The organism is Bradyrhizobium sp. CCBAU 21365 (assembly GCF_015291305.1).
Taxonomy (GTDB): Bacteria; Pseudomonadota; Alphaproteobacteria; order Rhizobiales; family Xanthobacteraceae; genus Bradyrhizobium; species Bradyrhizobium elkanii.
The window spans coordinates 3,422,288-3,439,605 of record NZ_CP030036.1; the positions used below are offsets into that span (position 1 = coordinate 3,422,288).

At 63.1% G+C, this 17,318-nt stretch carries 17 protein-coding genes; 7 read left to right on the forward strand and 10 right to left on the reverse strand.

All coding sequences use genetic code 11. The features are described from left to right. Nucleotide 1 precedes the first annotated feature (1 nt). Both XI02_RS15590 and XI02_RS15595 read left to right on the forward strand, forming a co-directional pair. Nucleotides 2-844 (forward strand): class II aldolase/adducin family protein, encoded by an 843-nt coding sequence (locus XI02_RS15590; protein ID WP_172648184.1) that lies wholly within the window; start codon nucleotides 2-4, stop codon nucleotides 842-844. Further along, nucleotides 841-1,743 (forward strand): Rossmann-like and DUF2520 domain-containing protein, encoded by a 903-nt coding sequence (locus tag XI02_RS15595; protein WP_244980712.1) that lies wholly within the window; start codon nucleotides 841-843, stop codon nucleotides 1,741-1,743. Before XI02_RS15590 ends, XI02_RS15595 begins: the two co-directional genes overlap by 4 nt. A gap of 66 nt (nucleotides 1,744-1,809) precedes the next feature. Here the strand turns inward: XI02_RS15595 and hpnH are convergent, their stop codons facing one another. Further along, nucleotides 1,810-2,970, reverse strand: a complete 1,161-nt coding sequence (gene hpnH / locus XI02_RS15600) for an adenosyl-hopene transferase HpnH (protein WP_038375997.1) — start codon at nucleotides 2,968-2,970, stop codon at nucleotides 1,810-1,812. Nucleotides 2,971-3,014: 44 nt separating this feature from the next. Next, entirely contained in the window at nucleotides 3,015-3,941 is a 927-nt protein-coding gene (gene ispH / locus XI02_RS15605) for a 4-hydroxy-3-methylbut-2-enyl diphosphate reductase (RefSeq protein WP_018270589.1), read from the reverse strand. A gap of 451 nt (nucleotides 3,942-4,392) precedes the next feature. On the opposite strand from ispH, the gene XI02_RS15610 reads away from it, so the two are divergent. After that, nucleotides 4,393-7,005, forward strand: coding sequence for an MMPL family transporter (locus tag XI02_RS15610; protein WP_172648182.1), 2,613 nt, complete (start codon nucleotides 4,393-4,395; stop codon nucleotides 7,003-7,005). Between the two features lie 90 nt (nucleotides 7,006-7,095). On the opposite strand, the gene XI02_RS15615 is transcribed toward XI02_RS15610, so the two are convergent. After that, entirely contained in the window at nucleotides 7,096-7,725 is a 630-nt protein-coding gene (locus XI02_RS15615; RefSeq protein WP_172648181.1) for a DUF2147 domain-containing protein, read from the reverse strand. Nucleotides 7,726-7,827: 102 nt separating this feature from the next. On the opposite strand from XI02_RS15615, the gene hpnO reads away from it, so the two are divergent. Further along, complete coding sequence (gene hpnO, locus XI02_RS15620) at nucleotides 7,828-9,219, forward strand: aminobacteriohopanetriol synthase HpnO (RefSeq protein ID WP_057015689.1); 1,392 nt, start codon at nucleotides 7,828-7,830, stop codon at nucleotides 9,217-9,219. Nucleotides 9,220-9,320: 101 nt separating this feature from the next. Here the strand turns inward: hpnO and XI02_RS15625 are convergent, their stop codons facing one another. The 4 genes from XI02_RS15625 to XI02_RS15640 form a co-directional block, all read right to left on the reverse strand. Beyond that, the gene (locus tag XI02_RS15625; protein ID WP_172648180.1) at nucleotides 9,321-10,091 is read right to left on the reverse strand and encodes an anti-sigma factor; all 771 of its coding nucleotides are present in this window, start codon (nucleotides 10,089-10,091) and stop codon (nucleotides 9,321-9,323) included. Beyond that, nucleotides 10,088-10,645 (reverse strand): sigma-70 family RNA polymerase sigma factor, encoded by a 558-nt coding sequence (locus XI02_RS15630; protein WP_018270594.1) that lies wholly within the window; start codon nucleotides 10,643-10,645, stop codon nucleotides 10,088-10,090. Before XI02_RS15630 ends, XI02_RS15625 begins: the two co-directional genes overlap by 4 nt. A 94-nt stretch (nucleotides 10,646-10,739) precedes the next feature. After that, nucleotides 10,740-11,063: a cupredoxin family copper-binding protein gene (locus XI02_RS15635; protein WP_018270595.1), complete on the reverse strand. Its 324-nt coding sequence runs from the start codon at nucleotides 11,061-11,063 to the stop codon at nucleotides 10,740-10,742. A 12-nt stretch (nucleotides 11,064-11,075) separates the two neighbouring features. After that, nucleotides 11,076-12,029, reverse strand: coding sequence for a metallophosphoesterase (locus tag XI02_RS15640; protein ID WP_038379476.1), 954 nt, complete (start codon nucleotides 12,027-12,029; stop codon nucleotides 11,076-11,078). 246 nt (nucleotides 12,030-12,275) lie between these two features. On the opposite strand from XI02_RS15640, the gene XI02_RS15645 reads away from it, so the two are divergent. Beyond that, a complete protein-coding gene (locus tag XI02_RS15645; protein WP_172648179.1) occupies nucleotides 12,276-12,683 on the forward strand; it encodes a GFA family protein in 408 nt (135 codons plus the stop codon). A gap of 193 nt (nucleotides 12,684-12,876) precedes the next feature. On the opposite strand, the gene XI02_RS15650 is transcribed toward XI02_RS15645, so the two are convergent. After that, nucleotides 12,877-13,251 (reverse strand): Spy/CpxP family protein refolding chaperone, encoded by a 375-nt coding sequence (locus tag XI02_RS15650; RefSeq protein ID WP_244980711.1) that lies wholly within the window; start codon nucleotides 13,249-13,251, stop codon nucleotides 12,877-12,879. 399 nt (nucleotides 13,252-13,650) lie between these two features. On the opposite strand from XI02_RS15650, the gene cax reads away from it, so the two are divergent. Continuing rightward, nucleotides 13,651-14,754, forward strand: coding sequence for a calcium/proton exchanger (gene cax, locus XI02_RS15655; protein WP_172648178.1), 1,104 nt, complete (start codon nucleotides 13,651-13,653; stop codon nucleotides 14,752-14,754). A gap of 77 nt (nucleotides 14,755-14,831) precedes the next feature. On the opposite strand, the gene XI02_RS15660 is transcribed toward cax, so the two are convergent. Then, nucleotides 14,832-15,065 (reverse strand): hypothetical protein, encoded by a 234-nt coding sequence (locus XI02_RS15660; RefSeq protein WP_018270599.1) that lies wholly within the window; start codon nucleotides 15,063-15,065, stop codon nucleotides 14,832-14,834. Nucleotides 15,066-15,464: 399 nt separating this feature from the next. Here XI02_RS15660 and XI02_RS15665 point away from each other — a divergent pair, with 399 nt between their 5' ends. Further along, entirely contained in the window at nucleotides 15,465-16,016 is a 552-nt protein-coding gene (locus XI02_RS15665) for a hypothetical protein (RefSeq protein WP_172648177.1), read from the forward strand. A 373-nt stretch (nucleotides 16,017-16,389) separates the two neighbouring features. Here XI02_RS15665 and XI02_RS15670 read toward each other — a convergent pair whose 3' ends face one another. Further along, nucleotides 16,390-17,244: a hypothetical protein gene (locus XI02_RS15670; RefSeq protein ID WP_141713292.1), complete on the reverse strand. Its 855-nt coding sequence runs from the start codon at nucleotides 17,242-17,244 to the stop codon at nucleotides 16,390-16,392. Nucleotides 17,245-17,318 lie beyond the last annotated feature (74 nt).

The following is a 17,318-nucleotide window of genomic DNA, read 5'->3' on the forward strand; positions in this document are numbered from 1 at the left end:
CATGCGTCAGACCCAAGTTTGTGCCGTCAGCAATATCAGGGCCGTCGTGGGAGAACAGGAGTGGGCAACCCGCGTCGATCTTGCGGCGTGCTACCGCCTGGTCGCGCTCTACGGAATGACCGACCTGATCTACAACCACATCAGTGCACAGGTTCCGGGGCATCACGATCAGTATCTGATCAATCCCTACGGCATGCTGTACGAGGAAATCACCGCATCGAGCCTCGTCAAGATCGACATCGAGGGCCGCACCCTGCTGCAGCCCGACCACGGCTACAACGTCAACGTCGCCGGCTTCTATCTGCACGCCCCGATCCATCGCGCGCGGCCCGACGTGAACTGCGTTCTCCATACCCACACCAGGGCCGGCACCGCGGTCAGCACGCTTGCCGAGGGGCTGCTGCCGCTGTCGCAGACCGCGATGCGATTTTACGGACGGATCGGCTATCACGATTTTGAGGGGCCGGCGATCGATCGGGACGAATGCGACCGGGTTGTCGCCGATCTCGGCCGCAACAATGTGCTGGTGTTGCGCAATCATGGCCTCCTGGTTTGCGGCAACACGATTCCGCAGGCGTTCAATGCGATCTACTGGCTGGAGCAGGCCTGCCGGATCCAGGTCGACGCGCTCGGCTGCGGCCGGCCGCTGCATGCGCCGACCGAGATGGCGATCGGCAACACGGTGACCTGCTTTGCCGGCACCGAGATCACGCTGGACAATGAGCACGACACCAATCCGGTGCTGAATGAAGCGGCGCAAAATCTGCAGGCCGGCTACGGCCTGCTGGAATGGCCGGCGCTGCGGCGCAGGCTCGATCGCATCGATGGGAGCTACGCGCAATGAACAGGGCGCTGGCGGCGTTGCGGATCGGCTTCATCGGCGCCGGCCGCGTGGCGCAAACGCTCGCGCCGGCCTTCGCCCGCGCGGGGCTGAACGTCGCGGCGTTCCACAACCGCGGTGCCGATGCCGCGCAGCGGCTCGGATCCCGCATCCCGTCGGCGCGGCCGATGACGGACGCGCAGCAGGTCGTCGACAGCTGCGACATGGTTTTCCTCACCGTGAGCGATGACGCGATCCTGCCGGTGTGCCGCGATTTGCGCTGGGAGCCGCGGCACCGCGTGGTTCATTGCAGCGGCGCGACCGAACTGGCCGCGCTTGATCATGCGAAATCCGCAGGCGCCGCGACCGGCGGATTTCATCCGATGCAGATGTTTGCCAATCCCGACGTCGCGCTCGAGGGATTGCGCGGATGCACCGTCGGCATCGAGGCAGAGGGCGACTTCAGGCGTGACCTGGAATTGCTTGCGACCCGGATCGGGTGCGAACCGCTGGCGCTGCCGGCCGGTGCGCGGGCGCTCTATCATGCGTCGGCATATTATGTCGGCCCGTTCCTGATCGCGCTGCTCAAGGAAGGCGTCGAGCTCTGGAAGAGCTTTGGCGCCAGCGAGGCCGACGCGTTGCGCGCGATGATGCCGCTGCTGCGCGGGACGGTCGCGGCCGTTCTCGACGGCGGACTGGCCAATGGCATGGGCGGGTGCGTGGCGCGCGGCGACGTCGGAACGATCCTCAAGCACCTCCGGGCGCTGGACGAGCGCTTTCCTCCATCCGGCGCCCTGTATCGCGAGCTCGCTTTGCGCAATGTCCCACTCGGGATCGAGCGTGGCACACTCAGCGCGCCGCGCGCGGCGGAGATCGAGAAATTGCTTCTGCGCACGAGACTGGAAGAGCAGGCGGCATCCTGATCCAAGAAGAAAGCCCCGGTTCGCTGAACCGGGGCTTTCATGTTCTGCTTTCGCTCATATCGCGCGTCAGGCGGCGGTGGAAGTCTTCGCTTGCTGCTTGGCGGCGGCGGCCGCAGCCTCGTCGCGGCGGATCTCCGAGAGCTTCTTCTGGACCTGCTCGGCGAAGATGTACTGCGCCGGACGCTGCTTCGACATGTCGATCTCGGGCGCCATCGGGCCTGATGTCCTGATGCCGCGCAACGCAACCCACATCGCCTTCAGCGGATTGTTGATCGCCGCGGTGGCCGCGGTCGGCTCGTAGCCGCAATGGGCCATACAGTCGGCGCACTTCTCGTACTTGCCGGTGCCGTAGGTGTCCCAGTCGGTGGTGTCCATCAGCTCCTTGAAGGTCTTGGCGTAGCCTTCACCGAGCAGATAGCAGGGCTTCTGCCAGCCGAAGATGTTGCGCGCCGGCATGCCCCAGGGCGTGCACTCGTATTCCTGGTTGCCGGCGAGGAAGTCGAGGAACAGGCCGGAATGCATGAAATTCCACTTCTTACCCTTGCCGAGCGCAAAGACGTCGCGGAATAGCTTCTTGGTCTTGGTGCGGTTGAGGAAGTGCTCCTGATCGGGCGCACGCTCATAGGCGTAGCCCGGCGACATCGAGACGCCGACGCCGAGCTCGGTGGTGAAGTCGAGGAACTTGGCGATCTCCTCGGCCGGATGGCCGTCGAAGATGGTGGCGTTGACGTTGACCGTGAAGCCGCGCGCCTTCGCCGCCTTGATCGCCGAGACGGCGCGGTCGAACACGCCCTTCTGCGACACCGCCTTGTCGTGGTGATCCTTCAGGCCGTCGAGATGAACCGAGAAGAACAGATAGGGCGACGGCTCGAACAGATCGAGCTTCTTCTCGAGCAGCAGCGCATTGGTGCACAGCGAGACGAACTTCTTGCGCGCCACGAGGCCGCGCACGATCTCGCCGATCTCCTTGTGGATCAGCGGCTCGCCGCCGGGGATCGCGACCATCGGCGCGCCGCACTCATCGGCCGCATCCCAGCATTCCTGCGCCGTCATGCGGCGGTTGAGGATCGCATCGGGATAGTCGATCTTGCCGCAGCCGACGCAGGCGAGGTTGCAACGGAACAAGGGTTCCAGCATCAGCACGAGCGGATAGCGTTTGCGGCCAAGCAGCTTCTGCTTGATCAGATAACCGCCGATACGCATTTCCTTGAAGAACGGTATAGCCATTAGACGATTTCTTTCTGCACTTATCAAGGGGATGTGGGTTCAGATCAGCCCGCAGTCAGTTCGGCTGGCAGCTGGAATTCGATATTCTCTTCTCGGCCCGGAACGACCGAGACCGACACCGGTCCGATCCGCCGCAGAGCCTCGATCACATCGTCGACCAAAACTTCGGGCGCAGAAGCGCCCGCGGTAATGCCGACGGCCTTCGCATCCTTGAGCCAATCCGGATTGAGTTCGCTCCCATCGGCAATGAGATAACTCGCGACACCGACCTCGGTGCCGATTTCACGAAGCCTGTTCGAGTTGGAACTGTTGGCGGCCCCCACCACCAAAATGACGTCAACCAGTTTGCTGAGGTCCCTTACCGCAGATTGGCGGTTCTGTGTCGCATAGCAGATATCCCTGATATCCGGGCCTTGAATATCTGTAAATTTTGCCTGAAGGGCCGCGATAATGTCCCTGGTGTCGTCCACGGACAGGGTGGTCTGGGTGATGTAGGCGACCGGCGCATCGCTCGGCAGCCTCAATTCCGCCACATCCTGGACGCTCTGGACCAGCAGAACCGGCCCCGGAACCTGTCCCATGGTTCCCTCGACCTCGGGATGGCCGGCGTGCCCGATCAGGATCAGGGCGCGGCCCTTCGAGATATAGCGCTTGCCCTGGTTGTGGACCTTGGTGACGAGCGGGCAGGTGGCATTGAGCACCGGCAGGTCGCGGGCTTCCGCCTCTTCCTCGACGCTCCTGGCAACGCCATGGGCGCTGAACACGGTCACCGCCTTGGCCGGCACTTCCGAGAGGTCCTCGACGAAGATCGCGCCCTTCTTCTTCAGGCTCTCGACGACGTGTTTGTTATGCACGATCTCGTGGCGGACATAGACGGGCGGGCCATACTTCTCGAGCGCGCGTTCGACGATCTCGATCGCACGCACGACGCCCGCGCAAAAGCCGCGCGGCTGAGCAAGAAACACTTCCATCGGACGTCCGTTACGCAAATTGCACCAATCTCGTTCAATGCCCTGCGGCCTTTTCGGCAACGCACTCCACACGTCGGACGTCGCAACGTCAGTTGCAATGTCCGCGCCATCACAGTTCCTGGAAGGGATCTGTGCCCCAAGCGCATGGAAATACAGCGATTTGTGGCAAAAAGGTAGCGTTTCGAGTGGGGACAGGATCACGAAGGAGGGGTGTTTGAGGTAATATAGTGTGGATTTTGGTCTCTGCGACCGTCCGTCTCCCTCACTTGTTCGTCACTTTATCGCCCACTCATGGGGTTTATACCGGCCATTCGTGGCCGTTCCTGTGGTTTGGAACCTCCTCGCCGTCCCGTCGAGGAAGATAACCAAAACAACATTAGATCGGTCCCGGGAACTCCGCTACAGAGCGGGCGTTTTCGGCCATGCTTCCCCGAGATTAGAAAGAAACGAAGTGCTGACAAATATTGTCGTCTCCGTTGTTAGGACCTGTACGCGTTTTGCCCTTCCGGTTGTGATTTTCTCTGTCCTGTTGTCGATCGGCGCCGGCTTCTACACGGCCCGCAACTTCTCGATCAACACCGACATCAACAAGCTGATCTCGCCGGATCTGGATTGGCGCAAGCGCGACAACCAGTTCGAGGAAGCGTTTGATCGCGAGCGCCTGATCCTGGCGGTGGTCGAGGCAGCGACGCCCGAGCTGACCAGCTCGGCCGCGAAGGCGCTCACCGCGAAGCTGCAGGCCGACAAGAAGAACTTCGAGGCGATCACCGCGCTCGGCTCCGGCGAATTCTTCGAGAAGAACGGCCTCTTGTTCCTGCCGACCGAAGAGGTCGGCAAGGTCGCGGGCCAGCTCGAATCGGCCGCGCCGTTGATCGAGATCATGGCCGGCGATCCCTCGATTCGCGGATTGACCGGCGCGCTCGAGACCGGTCTTGCCGGCGTCAAGCGCGGGCAGGTCAAGCTCGACAATGCCGCGCCGCCCTTCAACCTGATCTCCGAGACGGTCGAGACCGTCCTCGCCAAGGGCGACGCGACCTTCTCCTGGCGTGAGCTCACCAGCGACAAGCCGCTGACCGATTCGGACAAGCGCGCCTTCATCGAGATCAAGCCGATCATCGACTATTCGGCGCTGGAGCCGGGCAAGGCCGCAACCGATGCAATCCGCCAGGCGGCGGCCGATCTGAAATTCCCGACCGAATATCACGCGCGCGTTCGCCTGACCGGACCGGTGCCGATCGCCAACGAGGAATACGCCACCGTGCAGGACGGCGCGATCACCAACGGCATCGGCACCGTGGTGATCGTGCTGGTCATCCTCTGGATGGCGCTGCATTCCGGCAAGATCATCTTCGCCGTGTTCGTGAACCTGTTCATCGGGCTTGCCATCACCACGGCAGTCGGCCTGATGATGGTCGGCTCGCTGAACCTGCTCTCGATCGCCTTCGCCGTGCTGTTCATCGGCCTCGGGGTCGACTTCGGCATCCAGTTCAGCGTTCGCTACCGCTCCGAGCGCTTCAAGAACGACAATCTGACACTGGCGCTGGAAAACGCGGCGCGCCGCTCCGCGGTGCCGCTGTCGCTCGCGGCGATGGCGACCGCCGCCGGTTTCCTCTGCTTCCTGCCGACCGACTACAAGGGCATCTCGGAGCTCGGCAAGATCGCCGGCGCCGGCATGCTGGTGGCGTTCGTCACCAGCATCACGGTGCTGCCGGCGCTGCTCGATCTGCTCAATCCGCCCGGCGAAAAGGAGCCGGTCGGCTACGCCTTCCTGGCGCCGCTCGATCTGTTCCTGGAGAAGCATCGCGTTCCGATCATCGTCGGCACGCTGCTGGTCACGCTCGCGGGCCTGCCGCTGCTCCATTACATGAAGTTCGACTTCAACCCGATCAATCTGCGCAATTCCAAAGTGGAATCGATCGCGACCTTCCTCGACCTGCGGAAGGACCCGAACACCGGCGCCAACGCTATCAACGTGATGACGCGCTCGGAAGCCGACGCCAAGAAGATCGAGGCCAAGCTCGAGAAGCTGCCGGAAGTGTCGCGCGTGATGTCGCTCGACAGCTTCGTGCCCGACGACCAGCCGGCCAAGCTGAAGTTGATCGGGCAGGCGGCCAAGACGCTTGGCCCCGCGCTCAACCCGGATTCTGTCGATCCGGCGCCGTCGGATCAGGAGAATGTCGAGTCGCTGAAGAGCTCGGTCGACAGCCTGCGCAAGACCGCGGGCGACGGCAAGGGGCCGGGCGCGGTGGCCGCGCGCCGGCTCGCCGACGCCCTGCAGAAGCTCGCCGGTTCGAACCAGGCGACCCGCGACAAGGCGCAGGACGTCTTCGTCGCGCCGATGAAGATCGTGTTCGATCAGCTCCGCAATACGCTGCAGGCGCAGACCGTCACGCTGCAGAACCTGCCGCCGGAACTCGTCGACAGCTGGAAGACCAAGGACGGCCTGATGCGTGTCGAGGTGGAGCCGAAGGGCGATCCGAACGACAACGACAATCTGCGCCGCTTTGCCGACGCCGTGCTCGCCGCCGAGCCGACCGCGATCGGCGGGCCGGTCTCGATCCTGAAGTCGGGCGACGTCATCGTAAAGGCGTTCATCCACGCCGGCATCCTGGCGCTGGTCACGATCGGCCTGCTGCTGTGGCTCACGCTGCGCCGCGTCGTCGACGTGCTGATGACGCTGGTGCCGCTCCTAGTCGCCGGCATCGTCACGCTGGAGATTTGCGTCTTGATCGGGCTGCCGCTCAACTTCGCCAACATCGTCGCGCTGCCGCTGCTGCTCGGCGTCGGCGTGGCGTTCAAGATCTACTATGTCACGGCGTGGCGCCAGGGCAGGACGAATCTGCTGCAGTCGAGCCTGACGCGCGCGATCTTTTTCAGCGCGCTGACCACGGCGACCGCGTTCGGCAGCCTGTGGCTGTCGAGCCATCCCGGTACCGCGAGCATGGGCAAGCTGCTGGCGCTCTCGCTCGTCACCACGCTCGCGGCGGTGTTGCTGTTCCAGCCGGCGCTGATGGGCAAGCCGCGCGAGGTCAAGGAGGAGGACATCGCCAACGACGTCACCTGACGCGCTGGCGGTTCGCTGTCGAACCGGCTTGGCGGCAGGCGCCGCCGAGCCGCCGCGATGTCAGCGGACGGTGTTCCCCGCAGGCTTCCGCTAATGCGTCGGTCGCGCGATGTCCGGGAGCAGGCAGATATCGCCCACGGCGTCAGCCTGTGCATTGGCGTTGCCCGGGGCCTGCTTTTGACCGGGCTTGGTGGGCGGCGCCACGGCGCCGGTGGTTTTCTGCGGTGCTGTTGACTTGGGCTGGGTGCCCTTCGCCGCCGGGTTGCTGGCGGCGCTCACGGGGATCGGCGGACCGACGCGGGTCCAGGTCTCGCCGCCGCACAGGAAGCCAAGCACGCAGCCCTGGATCTCGAGCTGATCGGTGCCGACGGGCTTGATGGTCGAGCTGTAAAGCTGGCCGTCCTTGGCGTTGTAGACCTGACCTTCCCACGCATCGGCGCCGGCCTTCTTCTTCATGTCGATCAGGATCGGCATGCCGAGCGTCGGCCTGCTCTGCTTCGCAGCATCAGGATTGTTCTTATCCTTGCCGCCCGGGGTTTTTTCCCACGACACCGCACCCCACATGTTGCCATTACACTGGGCGACGCGGATGGTGGCGACACCGTCAGCGACCTTCCAGTCGCCGGTCGGGTCCGCTGCAAGTGCCGGTGATAATACGGTGGCCAAAAATAAACCTGAAAAGGCTATTGTACGCGCGAAAGTTCTTGGGCAGTGCAACATGGTCCAAACCTGTGCTTAACTGGACGATCCGAGCGGGGGTCAAAACGCCGCTAGCGAGCGTTTTAAGTTGACGAGATGGCCATCAACCGACGTATGTAACGAATGGTAAGTTCCAATCTAGACGTTTCCGAGATTTTTGTAGAGCGCGAGGGGCAGCGCGGTGCCATGCACACGCGTCACCTCAACGAGCAGCTCGTTCGCGTTCTCAAGACCATCGGCTACGACGTCGGCTTCCAAAAGGGGCAAGGCCAATACCTCTTCGATCGTCAGGGGGCTCGTTACCTTGATCTATTGAGCGGATTTGGCGTTTTTGCGATTGGCCGCAATCATCCGGCCCTGCGCCAGGCGCTGAAGAGCGTGCTTGACGCCGATCTGCCCAATCTTGTGCAACTCGATGTCTCGACGCTCGCCGGCGTGCTCGCGGAACGGCTTCTGGAGCATGTTCCATATCTGGACAAGGTGTTTTTCGCAAATTCCGGCGCGGAAACCGTCGAAGCCGCGATCAAGTTCGCGCGTGGCGCGACCGGCCGCCCCGGTATCGTCTATTGCGGGCATTCGTTCCACGGCCTGTCCTACGGCGCGCTGTCGCTGACGGATGATTCGAATTTCCGCGGCGGATTCGAGCCGCTGCTGCCCGGCTGCACCCCGATTCCCTTCAACGATCTCGAGGCGCTGGAGAAGGCGCTCTCGTCGCGCCAGGTCGGCGCCTTCATCGTCGAGCCGATCCAGGGCAAGGGCGTCAACATGCCCACCGACGAGTTCCTGCCCGGCGCGCTGGCGCTGTGCCGCAAATACGGCACGCTGTTCATCGCCGACGAGATCCAGACCGGCATCGGCCGCACCGGAAAATTCCTCGCGATCGAGCATTGGGGCATCGAGCCCGACATGGTGCTGCTGGCGAAGGCGCTGTCCGGCGGTCACGTGCCGATTGGCGCGCTGCTGACGCGCAAGAACATCTTCGACAAGATCTTCAACCAGATGGATCGCGCGGTCGTGCACGGCTCGACCTTCGCCAAGAACGATCTGGCGATGGCCGCCGGCATCGCCACGCTCGACGTCATCAAGGCCGAGAAGCTCGTCGAGAACGCCGCCAAACGCGGCGCCGAGCTCCGTCTTGCGCTGACGCGCATGGTGCCCGGCTATGAACTGATGAAGGAAGTGCGCGGCAAGGGCCTGATGATCGGCGTCGAGTTCGGTCCGCCGAAATCGCTGCGGCTCAAGGCGTCGTGGAATCTGCTGGAGACCGCCAACAAGGGCCTGTTCTGCCAGCTGATCACGGTACCGCTGTTCAAGGATCACAAGATCCTGACCCAGGTCGCCGGCCACGGCCTCCACACCATCAAGCTGCTGCCGCCGCTCATGATCACCGAAGAGGACTGCACCTGGATCGAGAAGTCGTTCGACGACGTGATCGCCGGCAGCCACAAGGTGCCCGGCGCGATCTGGTCGCTCGGCAAGACGCTGGTCGACAACGCGGTACGCAAGTCGGCGTAGTTTCGAACCTGTAGCCCGGATGCAGCGAAGCGAAATCCGGGGTTCTCACAGCGGGTAAGACCGTCCCCGGATTACGCTGCGCTTCATCCGGGCTACAAGACTCACCCCTCCTTGTTCGCGCGCATCGCGCCCTCGAACTTGTCGCCGAACTCCGTAAGCTCGTCGGCGCCGAGATCGCTGACCGCCCAATAATTCAAGCCGCGGTCGCTCCAGCGGCGGATGTTGAAGCCCTGCAGCGTCGAGATCTTCGCCGCCTTGCGTTCGGTGTTCGCGGTCTGCGCCACGAACAGGTTGATGACGTGCTGGCGCCGCTTGTAGACCACGGCGCCGATCTCGCGGGCGTTGACGTAGTCGAGCCGGCCGCCGATCAGCGTGAAGCCCTGCGCGGTGAGATCGATCACCGGCGGCGAGACGTCGAGCTTGCCGTTGAACCAGGGCTTGACCGTGTGCTGATCCGTCGAGATCACGTCGGTGAGGTGGCCGGCCTGCAGCGAACGCAGATGCGCCGACACGACCTCGTTCTCGATGCGCTGCTCGTCATCGTTGCGCAGCACGATCGCGACAAGGCCGGTCGCCGCCATCGCCGACACCGCGGAGCCCAGCGCGAAGCCGCGCAGCACCGAGCGCCGGGTCGGCGCCGCCTGCGCTTGTGGTTGCGGCAGTGACTTCTCGATCTTGCGGCGCAGCTCGAGCGGCGCCTTGTAGCGCAAATCGCTCTCGGCGATCGCCTGGCGGATCTCCTGATACTCCTTCATGAGCGCGGCACAATGCGCGCACCCCTCGACATGGGCTTCCACTTCGCGCGCATGGCCGGCGTCGAGTTCGCCGTCGATCAGCGCGTGGATCAGCACTTCTGCTTCCTCGCAGGTCATTTCGCTTGCTCCTGTTCCGCAAGCCAGGCCGATCGCAGCATGGCGCGGGCGCGCGCGAGGCGGGACATCACGGTGCCGACCGGCACGGCGGCGACATCGGCGATCTCGCGGTATGAAAGATTCTGGATTTCCCTGAGCACGAAGGTCTCGCGGAACGGCTCGGCAAGCGCCGCGACCAGCTTGCGCACGGTCTCGCCGTCGAAGCGGCGCAGCAGCTGCTTTTCCGGGGTCTCCGGGGCTTCATTCCACAGCGGGGTCTGCTCGCCGCCTTCGGGCAACTCCTCGACCGCGGTTGGAGCTGTCTTGCGCCTTGCGTATTCGGCGCGGCAGACATTGCGCAGGATCGCGAACAGCCACGGCTTCATCGCAGGTCCGCGGTAGCTGTCGAAATGCTTGTAGGCGCGCAGATAGCATTCCTGCACCGCATCCTCGGCGTCGGCGGCATCGCGCAGCAGATAGCGGGCCAGCGTATAGGCGTCGTCAAGATACGGCAGTGCGGCCTCGCGGAAGCGCCGCGCCTTTTCGGGATCGTCTTGCGACGCGTTGACAACCATCGTGTCCTGCCCGGCATGTCGAGAGACGGCTCGTGCCCGGCGGGGGGCGGAGGGCCACCGGCCGGGCATGGTTGTGATTGTATGGGTTGTCACGTTACCCAACCTTGACACTGCCTGTCATGTGCGGATGCAGCGAGCAGAAATACTTGTACTCGCCGGGCTCCGTGAAGGTGAACGAGAAGGTGCCGTCGGTATCCATGGTCTTGGAGCGGAATTTGCCCGCACACACCACGGTGTGCGGGATGTCGTCGCGGTTGGTCCAGGTCACGGTCGTGCCGACCTTCACGTCCAGCTGGGGCGGGGTGAACGAGAAGTTGTCGATGTGAATCGCGGTGTCCTCGGCGCGGGCCGCCGTGACCGGCAGCAGCATGGTCGCGACCACAGCGATCCCGAAGTCGCGTCGATTGATCGAACTCATCGGTCTTGTCCCTCAGCCTTGCAGCGGCGTGTCGATGATCGCCAGCGGCTGGCTGTTCTGCTTGAAGTTGATGCTGGCGACGCCGAGCATGCTGCGCAGCTTGGCATCCTCGACCTTCATCGGGCCGGGCGAGGGGGCGGAGCCCGGCGCCGGCTGCGGGAAGGCGGTCGAACGCGCGGTGTGGAAGGTGACGTTGCCCTCGACCTTCTGCATCACCTGGTGGATATGGCCGTTGAGCACGGTGACCGAGCCGAAGCCCTTGACGTATTCCAGCGCACGGGCGCCGTCCTCGGTGCCCCAGCCCCATTGCGGATAGACCGTCCACAGCGGGATGTGGGCGAACAGCACGATCGGCGTCGACTTCGAGCGGCCCTTGAGGTCGTTCTCCAGCCATTCGAGCTGCTCATTGCCGAGATTGCCAAGGCCGCCGCCCTTGAGGTCGACGACGTTGACGAGGCCGATGAAATGCACGCCGCCGGCATCGAAGGAATAGTAGCCCGGACCCTTGGTGCCGCGGCCGTAGCGCTCCTTGTAGAGCTTGACCTCCTCGTCGATGAAATCGTGCTCGCCCGGCACGTAGTGCACGTCGAGCTTGGCCTGCGAGATGATGCGATCGGCGTCATCGAATTCGGACGCCTTCGACAGATGCGTGATGTCGCCGGTGTGGATCATGAAGGACGGCTTGACCTGCATCGCCCGGACCTTGTTGATGGCCTCTTCCAGCGTGCCGATGGTGTTCGGGTTGGCCGGCTTGTCGAATCCGACATGGCTGTCGCTGATCTGCATGAAGGTCATGCCGGGCGCCGCTTCGGCGGCCGCGGCCGAGCCGACGATGCCGAGCGAATGCGGCACGCCGCCGGTGACGGTCCACAGCACGCCGGTGCCGGCCCAGGTCATGCATTCCAGCACCTTGCGTCGGCTGACGCCTTTTTCCTCATCGCGATGGTCGTGATCGTGTCCGCTCATGGCAAGTCTCCCGTGGGCCCAGGGATTGGGTTCCGGGGAGATGATCGGCGGGGCCGGGGCTTTATTCCCGGGGCTTTGGCGGGGCCGAGGGCAGGGATGACGATTTCGTGAGGGCCGCAGCGGCCCGCATGATCGGGGGCGCAGGGGACCGCGCGACAGCTCGACGCAAGGGCAAGATGCGCAATTGAAGCGTTGGTGCTTGCAGCGTTATTGACCCGGCAAGCCACTGATCGAGCGGAGGAAAACATGGCTGACGTCACCGGCGGCTGTCACTGCGGCGAGATCCGTTACGAGGTGACCGGCGAACCGGTCGTCCATGCGCTGTGTCACTGCACCGATTGCCGGCGCCACGCCGGCGCGCCGATGGTTGGCTGGGTGACAGTTGCCGAGGACATGGTCAAGGTGACCAAGGGGCAGCCTAGGATCTACCGATCCTCCGAGCATGGCCGGCGTCACTTCTGCGCGAACTGCGGCAGCGGACTCTTCTACACCAATGGCAACATGCTGCCCGGGTTCATCGACATCCAGAGCGGCACCTATGACGATCCCGATCGCGTGCCGGCCACGATGCATATCCAGGTCGCGGAGCGGCTGCGCTGGATGGAGAATGCGCATGAGCTGCCGACCTTCGACCGCTTTCCGCCGTCGGAATGACCGGGTTGATGAACGCGGTGCTTTGCGGCGAAGCGACCATGCGCGCCGCAACATGGAATCGCCCGCAACATGGATGGACGGTTGCAGTAGGGCGTTTTCGTTTGGCAGATACGCGTGACGCCCGCCCTTTCGAGCGTTCAGTCATTTCAGGCACTAACCAGCAGGGGGCTGTTCGCCTGCGGTCCGGTTGGCCTTATTCGTCCTCGTCGTCCGGACCGCCACGCTGCTCGATCGCGTTTCGCACGCCGCGCATGACAGCGAACGACACGAATGCCATCCTTCTCTTCTGATCATCGCTCAATGTCTTGTAGAGCGGCTCCCAGGCATCGGAGAGCTTCTTGAGATCGGTCCCGCGCTGAATCAGCCGATCTGCCCTGCGTTGCATCATCTCGACCGGATTGCTTCCACCAAGGACCTCCATCGGTCCGTTCTCCTGGAGTTCGGCAATCCGTTCCAACCGAGCCTGCCGGTTTTTCGCTCGCGCACGGATGGCATCCTCGATGGCCGGCCAGTATTTCTCCTGGTCGGGTGTCAGCTGCAAGGCGGCCTTGACGATGCCGACACGCATGTCCGTCAGGCTCTTCAGGTCGGCGGCGCTGGGTTGCGCAGCTCCGACCGTCGTGGATGTCTCTGCTGCGAAAGCGAGAGACGAGGTCGTCACTAAAAATGCAATCGCTGCGACAGCTGCGTTTCTCGTCATTGTAAGCTCCTGAGCTGCTCATCAAGGATGTCCGCGAGAACAACCGCAATCTGGTCGGCCACGGGTTGATCTAGGTCAAAAGGGGGAGGGAGCCTGAAAATATGGACGCGCTTCTGACCGTTCGGGAAATTCCGTGAGGCTCCGGATCGGCCGGTCCGGCTCAGGTCGTGACTGGCGCGGCGGTGGCGCCGGATTGAGATAGATCAAGGTTCAGCGGACCGCGGTGTTCAGAAACTGCCGTCGACCTCGTTGCGACCGGGCGGTACCATGCACCATTTGCTCAAGGAAATTCGACATAATCCACTGCTCTGGATGCTGGTCTTCGTGCCGATCGTGCTGGCGGTCGAGACGGCAGCTCCGTCCGCCCACACCGCCCTGTTTGTGCTCGCTGTCCTTGCCATCGTGCCGTTGGCCGCCCTTCTCAGCCACGCGACGGAAAGCGTCGCAGCGAAAACCGGCGACGCAGTCGGAGGCCTGCTCAACGCAACTTTGGGCAATCTGACCGAGCTGATCATCGCGATCGCTGCGCTGCATGCCGGAGAGTACATGCTGGTCAAGGCATCGATCGCTGGTGCCATCGTCACCAATTCACTCTTCATGCTCGGCGCATCATTCCTGCTCGGTGGGCTCCGCCATCACGTTCAGGAGTATAATCGCGCCGGCGGGAGGATGTACGCAGCGCTGCTGCTGATGGCCACGATTGCGTTGCTTGCGCCCTCGGCTGTTGCCGACCTCGATCCGGCGCGCGGCGAAGCCATGGCGCTGTCGCTCAGTACGGGCCTCGCTGTGCTGTTGATATGTGCCTATGGGCTCGGCTTGCTGTTCTCGCTCAAGACACACAAGGAGCTGTTCGCAAGCGAGGAGCATGGCGAAACCGGTGGCGACGGCTGGCCGATCGGATTTGCGTTGGGCGCTCTTCTCGTGGTCACGGTGCTGGTTGCACTGGTCAGCGAAATATTCGTGAGCTCGGTGCAGAAAGCGGGCGAGACGCTGGGATTGAGTCCGGCGTTCGTCGGTTTCATCATCGTCGCGCTGGTCGGCGCCGCGGCAGAAATGGCGGTCGCGTTTTCCGCGGCACGCAAGAACCGTCTCGATATGAGCGTCAGCATCGCGCTCGGCAGCGCGTCTCAAATCGCCTTGTTTGTCGCGCCGGCGCTGGTGCTTCTGAGCTACGTCGTCGGTCCGAAGCCGATGGATTTGCAGTTCTGGCCGGGGGCCGTGACGATGGTCATGATCGCCTCCGTGACGTCCTGCTTCATCACCAACAGCGGACGGTCGGCATGGTTTATCGGTGCCTTGCTCGTGCTCATCTATGTGATTTTCGCCATGACCCTGTACATGGTGCCACCGGGATCGCACGGCCCGGTTTGACCAAGAGATCGTGCCGGCAACGATCCGGACGAGGGCGCGTTATTCCTCGTCGCGTTCACGCGGACCCCTGATGGCTTTTACAGCGGTAGCTCGCTCTGACCGCGCGTCCAGTCGATGATGTCGATCTGGAGCCCCCGTTTCAGAATCTCGGCCTCAAGATTGCTGGCATGCCGCTTCCATTCGGCCGTCGACCGGACCCGGAATTTTGGCTCTTCACCGTTCGCCTCGAACTCGTCGTCGGCTTCGAGCGCGCCGCGAACAGCCTCGTACATCATCTTAAGGCTCGCGTCGGTGAAGGCGTCGTACTCCATCGAGTCGTCTCCTCGGGAACGCAAATTCGAGGGACCGCCACGATGGCCATCGTGGCGTCCCTTTGCGGTCGATCCATTCAACATGGACATGCCGGTGCCTGACCGAAGCTCGACAGCGAGCCGGTGCGGTGCAATCGCATGTTTATCGACTGCTGCTCAGCCGGATCAATATCGATACGGGTACTGCGGGCAGACCATTTGCCCGTATTCATTGTAGTAGCAGCCTTGGTTGCCGTAGTAGCCATAGGCGCCATACGCGCCGGCCGCGGCCGCTGCGCCGACGGCAGCAGCACCATAGCCCCAGCCTGGCCGATAGTAGCCTCTGCCGTAGCCGGGATAGCCCGGACGCCCTGCAATCGGTCGGCCACCTGGACGGCCGGCAACGCGATATCCTCCACCGTGTACCCTTCCACCTACATGCATGCCACCGCCACGCACTCCGCCGCCGTGAAAACCGCCTCCGCCGCCGCGGAAGCCGCCGCCTCCTCCACGGCGGGCATAGGCGTCATCAGGAATCAGGCAGACAGCGACGAGAACCAGAGCCGCCAGAGCGGCGAGGATGCAACGAAGCATGGCGTGTCCTCCCTCACGGACGATTTTGCGAGCTGCGAAGCTGCGACAATTTCGGCGCGCGAGCTTGACGTAGATCAACGGAATGCAGCGGGGCGCGCGTTCGAAAAGGTCAGGCAGCTGTCATCAATCACGCCAGGCACAATCTGCACTTTGCTGCCGAAGCATCTTGCCTGGAATGCGAACGTGAGCCCCATGACATTTGCTTTCGCCTCGGTCAGGCGACAGCCATCGTTGCTTTGCCGAGTTCACCTGGTGTTTTTACGTCCTGCAGAACGCAGCCAAGAGGATCAACGTGCGGAAAGCGGATGTCACGTGCGCGTGCTGTGGCGCAGGTTTCCGGCGGTTGGAGCTATGGTCCGAACCGGGCGCCAAAGGTGAGTATCACTGTCCCGTTTGCGACTACTTGCTCGAGGCATTCGATGGCACCACCTGATCGCCTATCGGCTGACGATCCAGCCGGCGCGCGCGCCGGCCCACTCGGTCAAGCCGTTCGAAGATCAGCGATAGCCGGACGATCGGTTGCCACCGGCGCGCTTCGGTTTTCGAGGTGACGGCTGACGCCATGCCTGTCCGGCCGTGTCACTGCACCGATTGGCGCCGCATCCCGGCGGGCCGTTGGCCGACCCGGTGATGGCCGCAGAGGACACAGTCAAGCTGACCCGGAGTAGATCTATCCGTCGTCGGAGCAGCCGGGAGCGGGTCGCTCGCACCCGCGTCGGATGGTCTCGGTGCTTGCTTGCTCGTGCGCCGGCTAGTTCTTGACGGCATACAGAGGCGTTCTGAACGTCAGTTGATAGGCGGGGTTCGGCACCCACATGATTTCGGCTGTGATGCCAAACAGTCGGTTGTCATTATCATCCATGCGGTCGAGATCGAGCCGCACGATCGGTTGTGCAAAGGGCTGGATCGATGCGAGGTTAAGAAGTTGCGCGCCTTCGAACGATTGCACGCCCACGCGGCCGGTAAATTTCCAATTGTTCGGCCATTGATAGTAGCCGCCGACATAGGCAATCGTGTTCGGGTTGATCCTTCCCAGCGCACTGTCGACGTCGGTTCGCGTGTATTGGAAACCGCTGAGGAAGCCTCTGGTCTCATCGGAATCGAGCGCATAGCCAAATTCGAGAATGTTGTTGAACGAGGTTGTCCCCAGCGGGCCATTGGGAATCGACTGTGTGATGGTCGATTGCAGCGTCACGGTAGGAAAGGTCCCGCCGTTCTGCTCATAAAGGTCGGCCTGGAAGCCGATGTTCCAGCTCGTGATTTGAAAGGACGAAAAGCCGGCGTTTCCGAAGTTCGTCGAACTGCCGGAGACGCCGGCATAGAGCGAGACGCTTTCGGTGACATCGACCGTCAGCGGAAAATCCATGTTGAGGGACTTCGCTGCTGGCAGGCCTGCCGGAAATGCCACACCGCCCGATGTCGCAAGCGTCTGCGTATTGAACAGCGTTGGACGTCCAAAGCCGAACGCGAGCGATCCTGCCGGTACCTGTGCGTAGATCGTCCTGAGGTCGAGATAGATCGTCGGCACTGCCGGTTTGATTGCGTCGTCGTCTGCGCCAAGGGCTGTCCCGGCAGGGAGGGTCAACAGCGCGCACGCTCCTGCCATCAGGATTGATCTGAAAGCCGAAAAGCCTTCGCTGCTACGCGGGCACGCGTCCAAGGCCAACCCCTTCGCTAGAA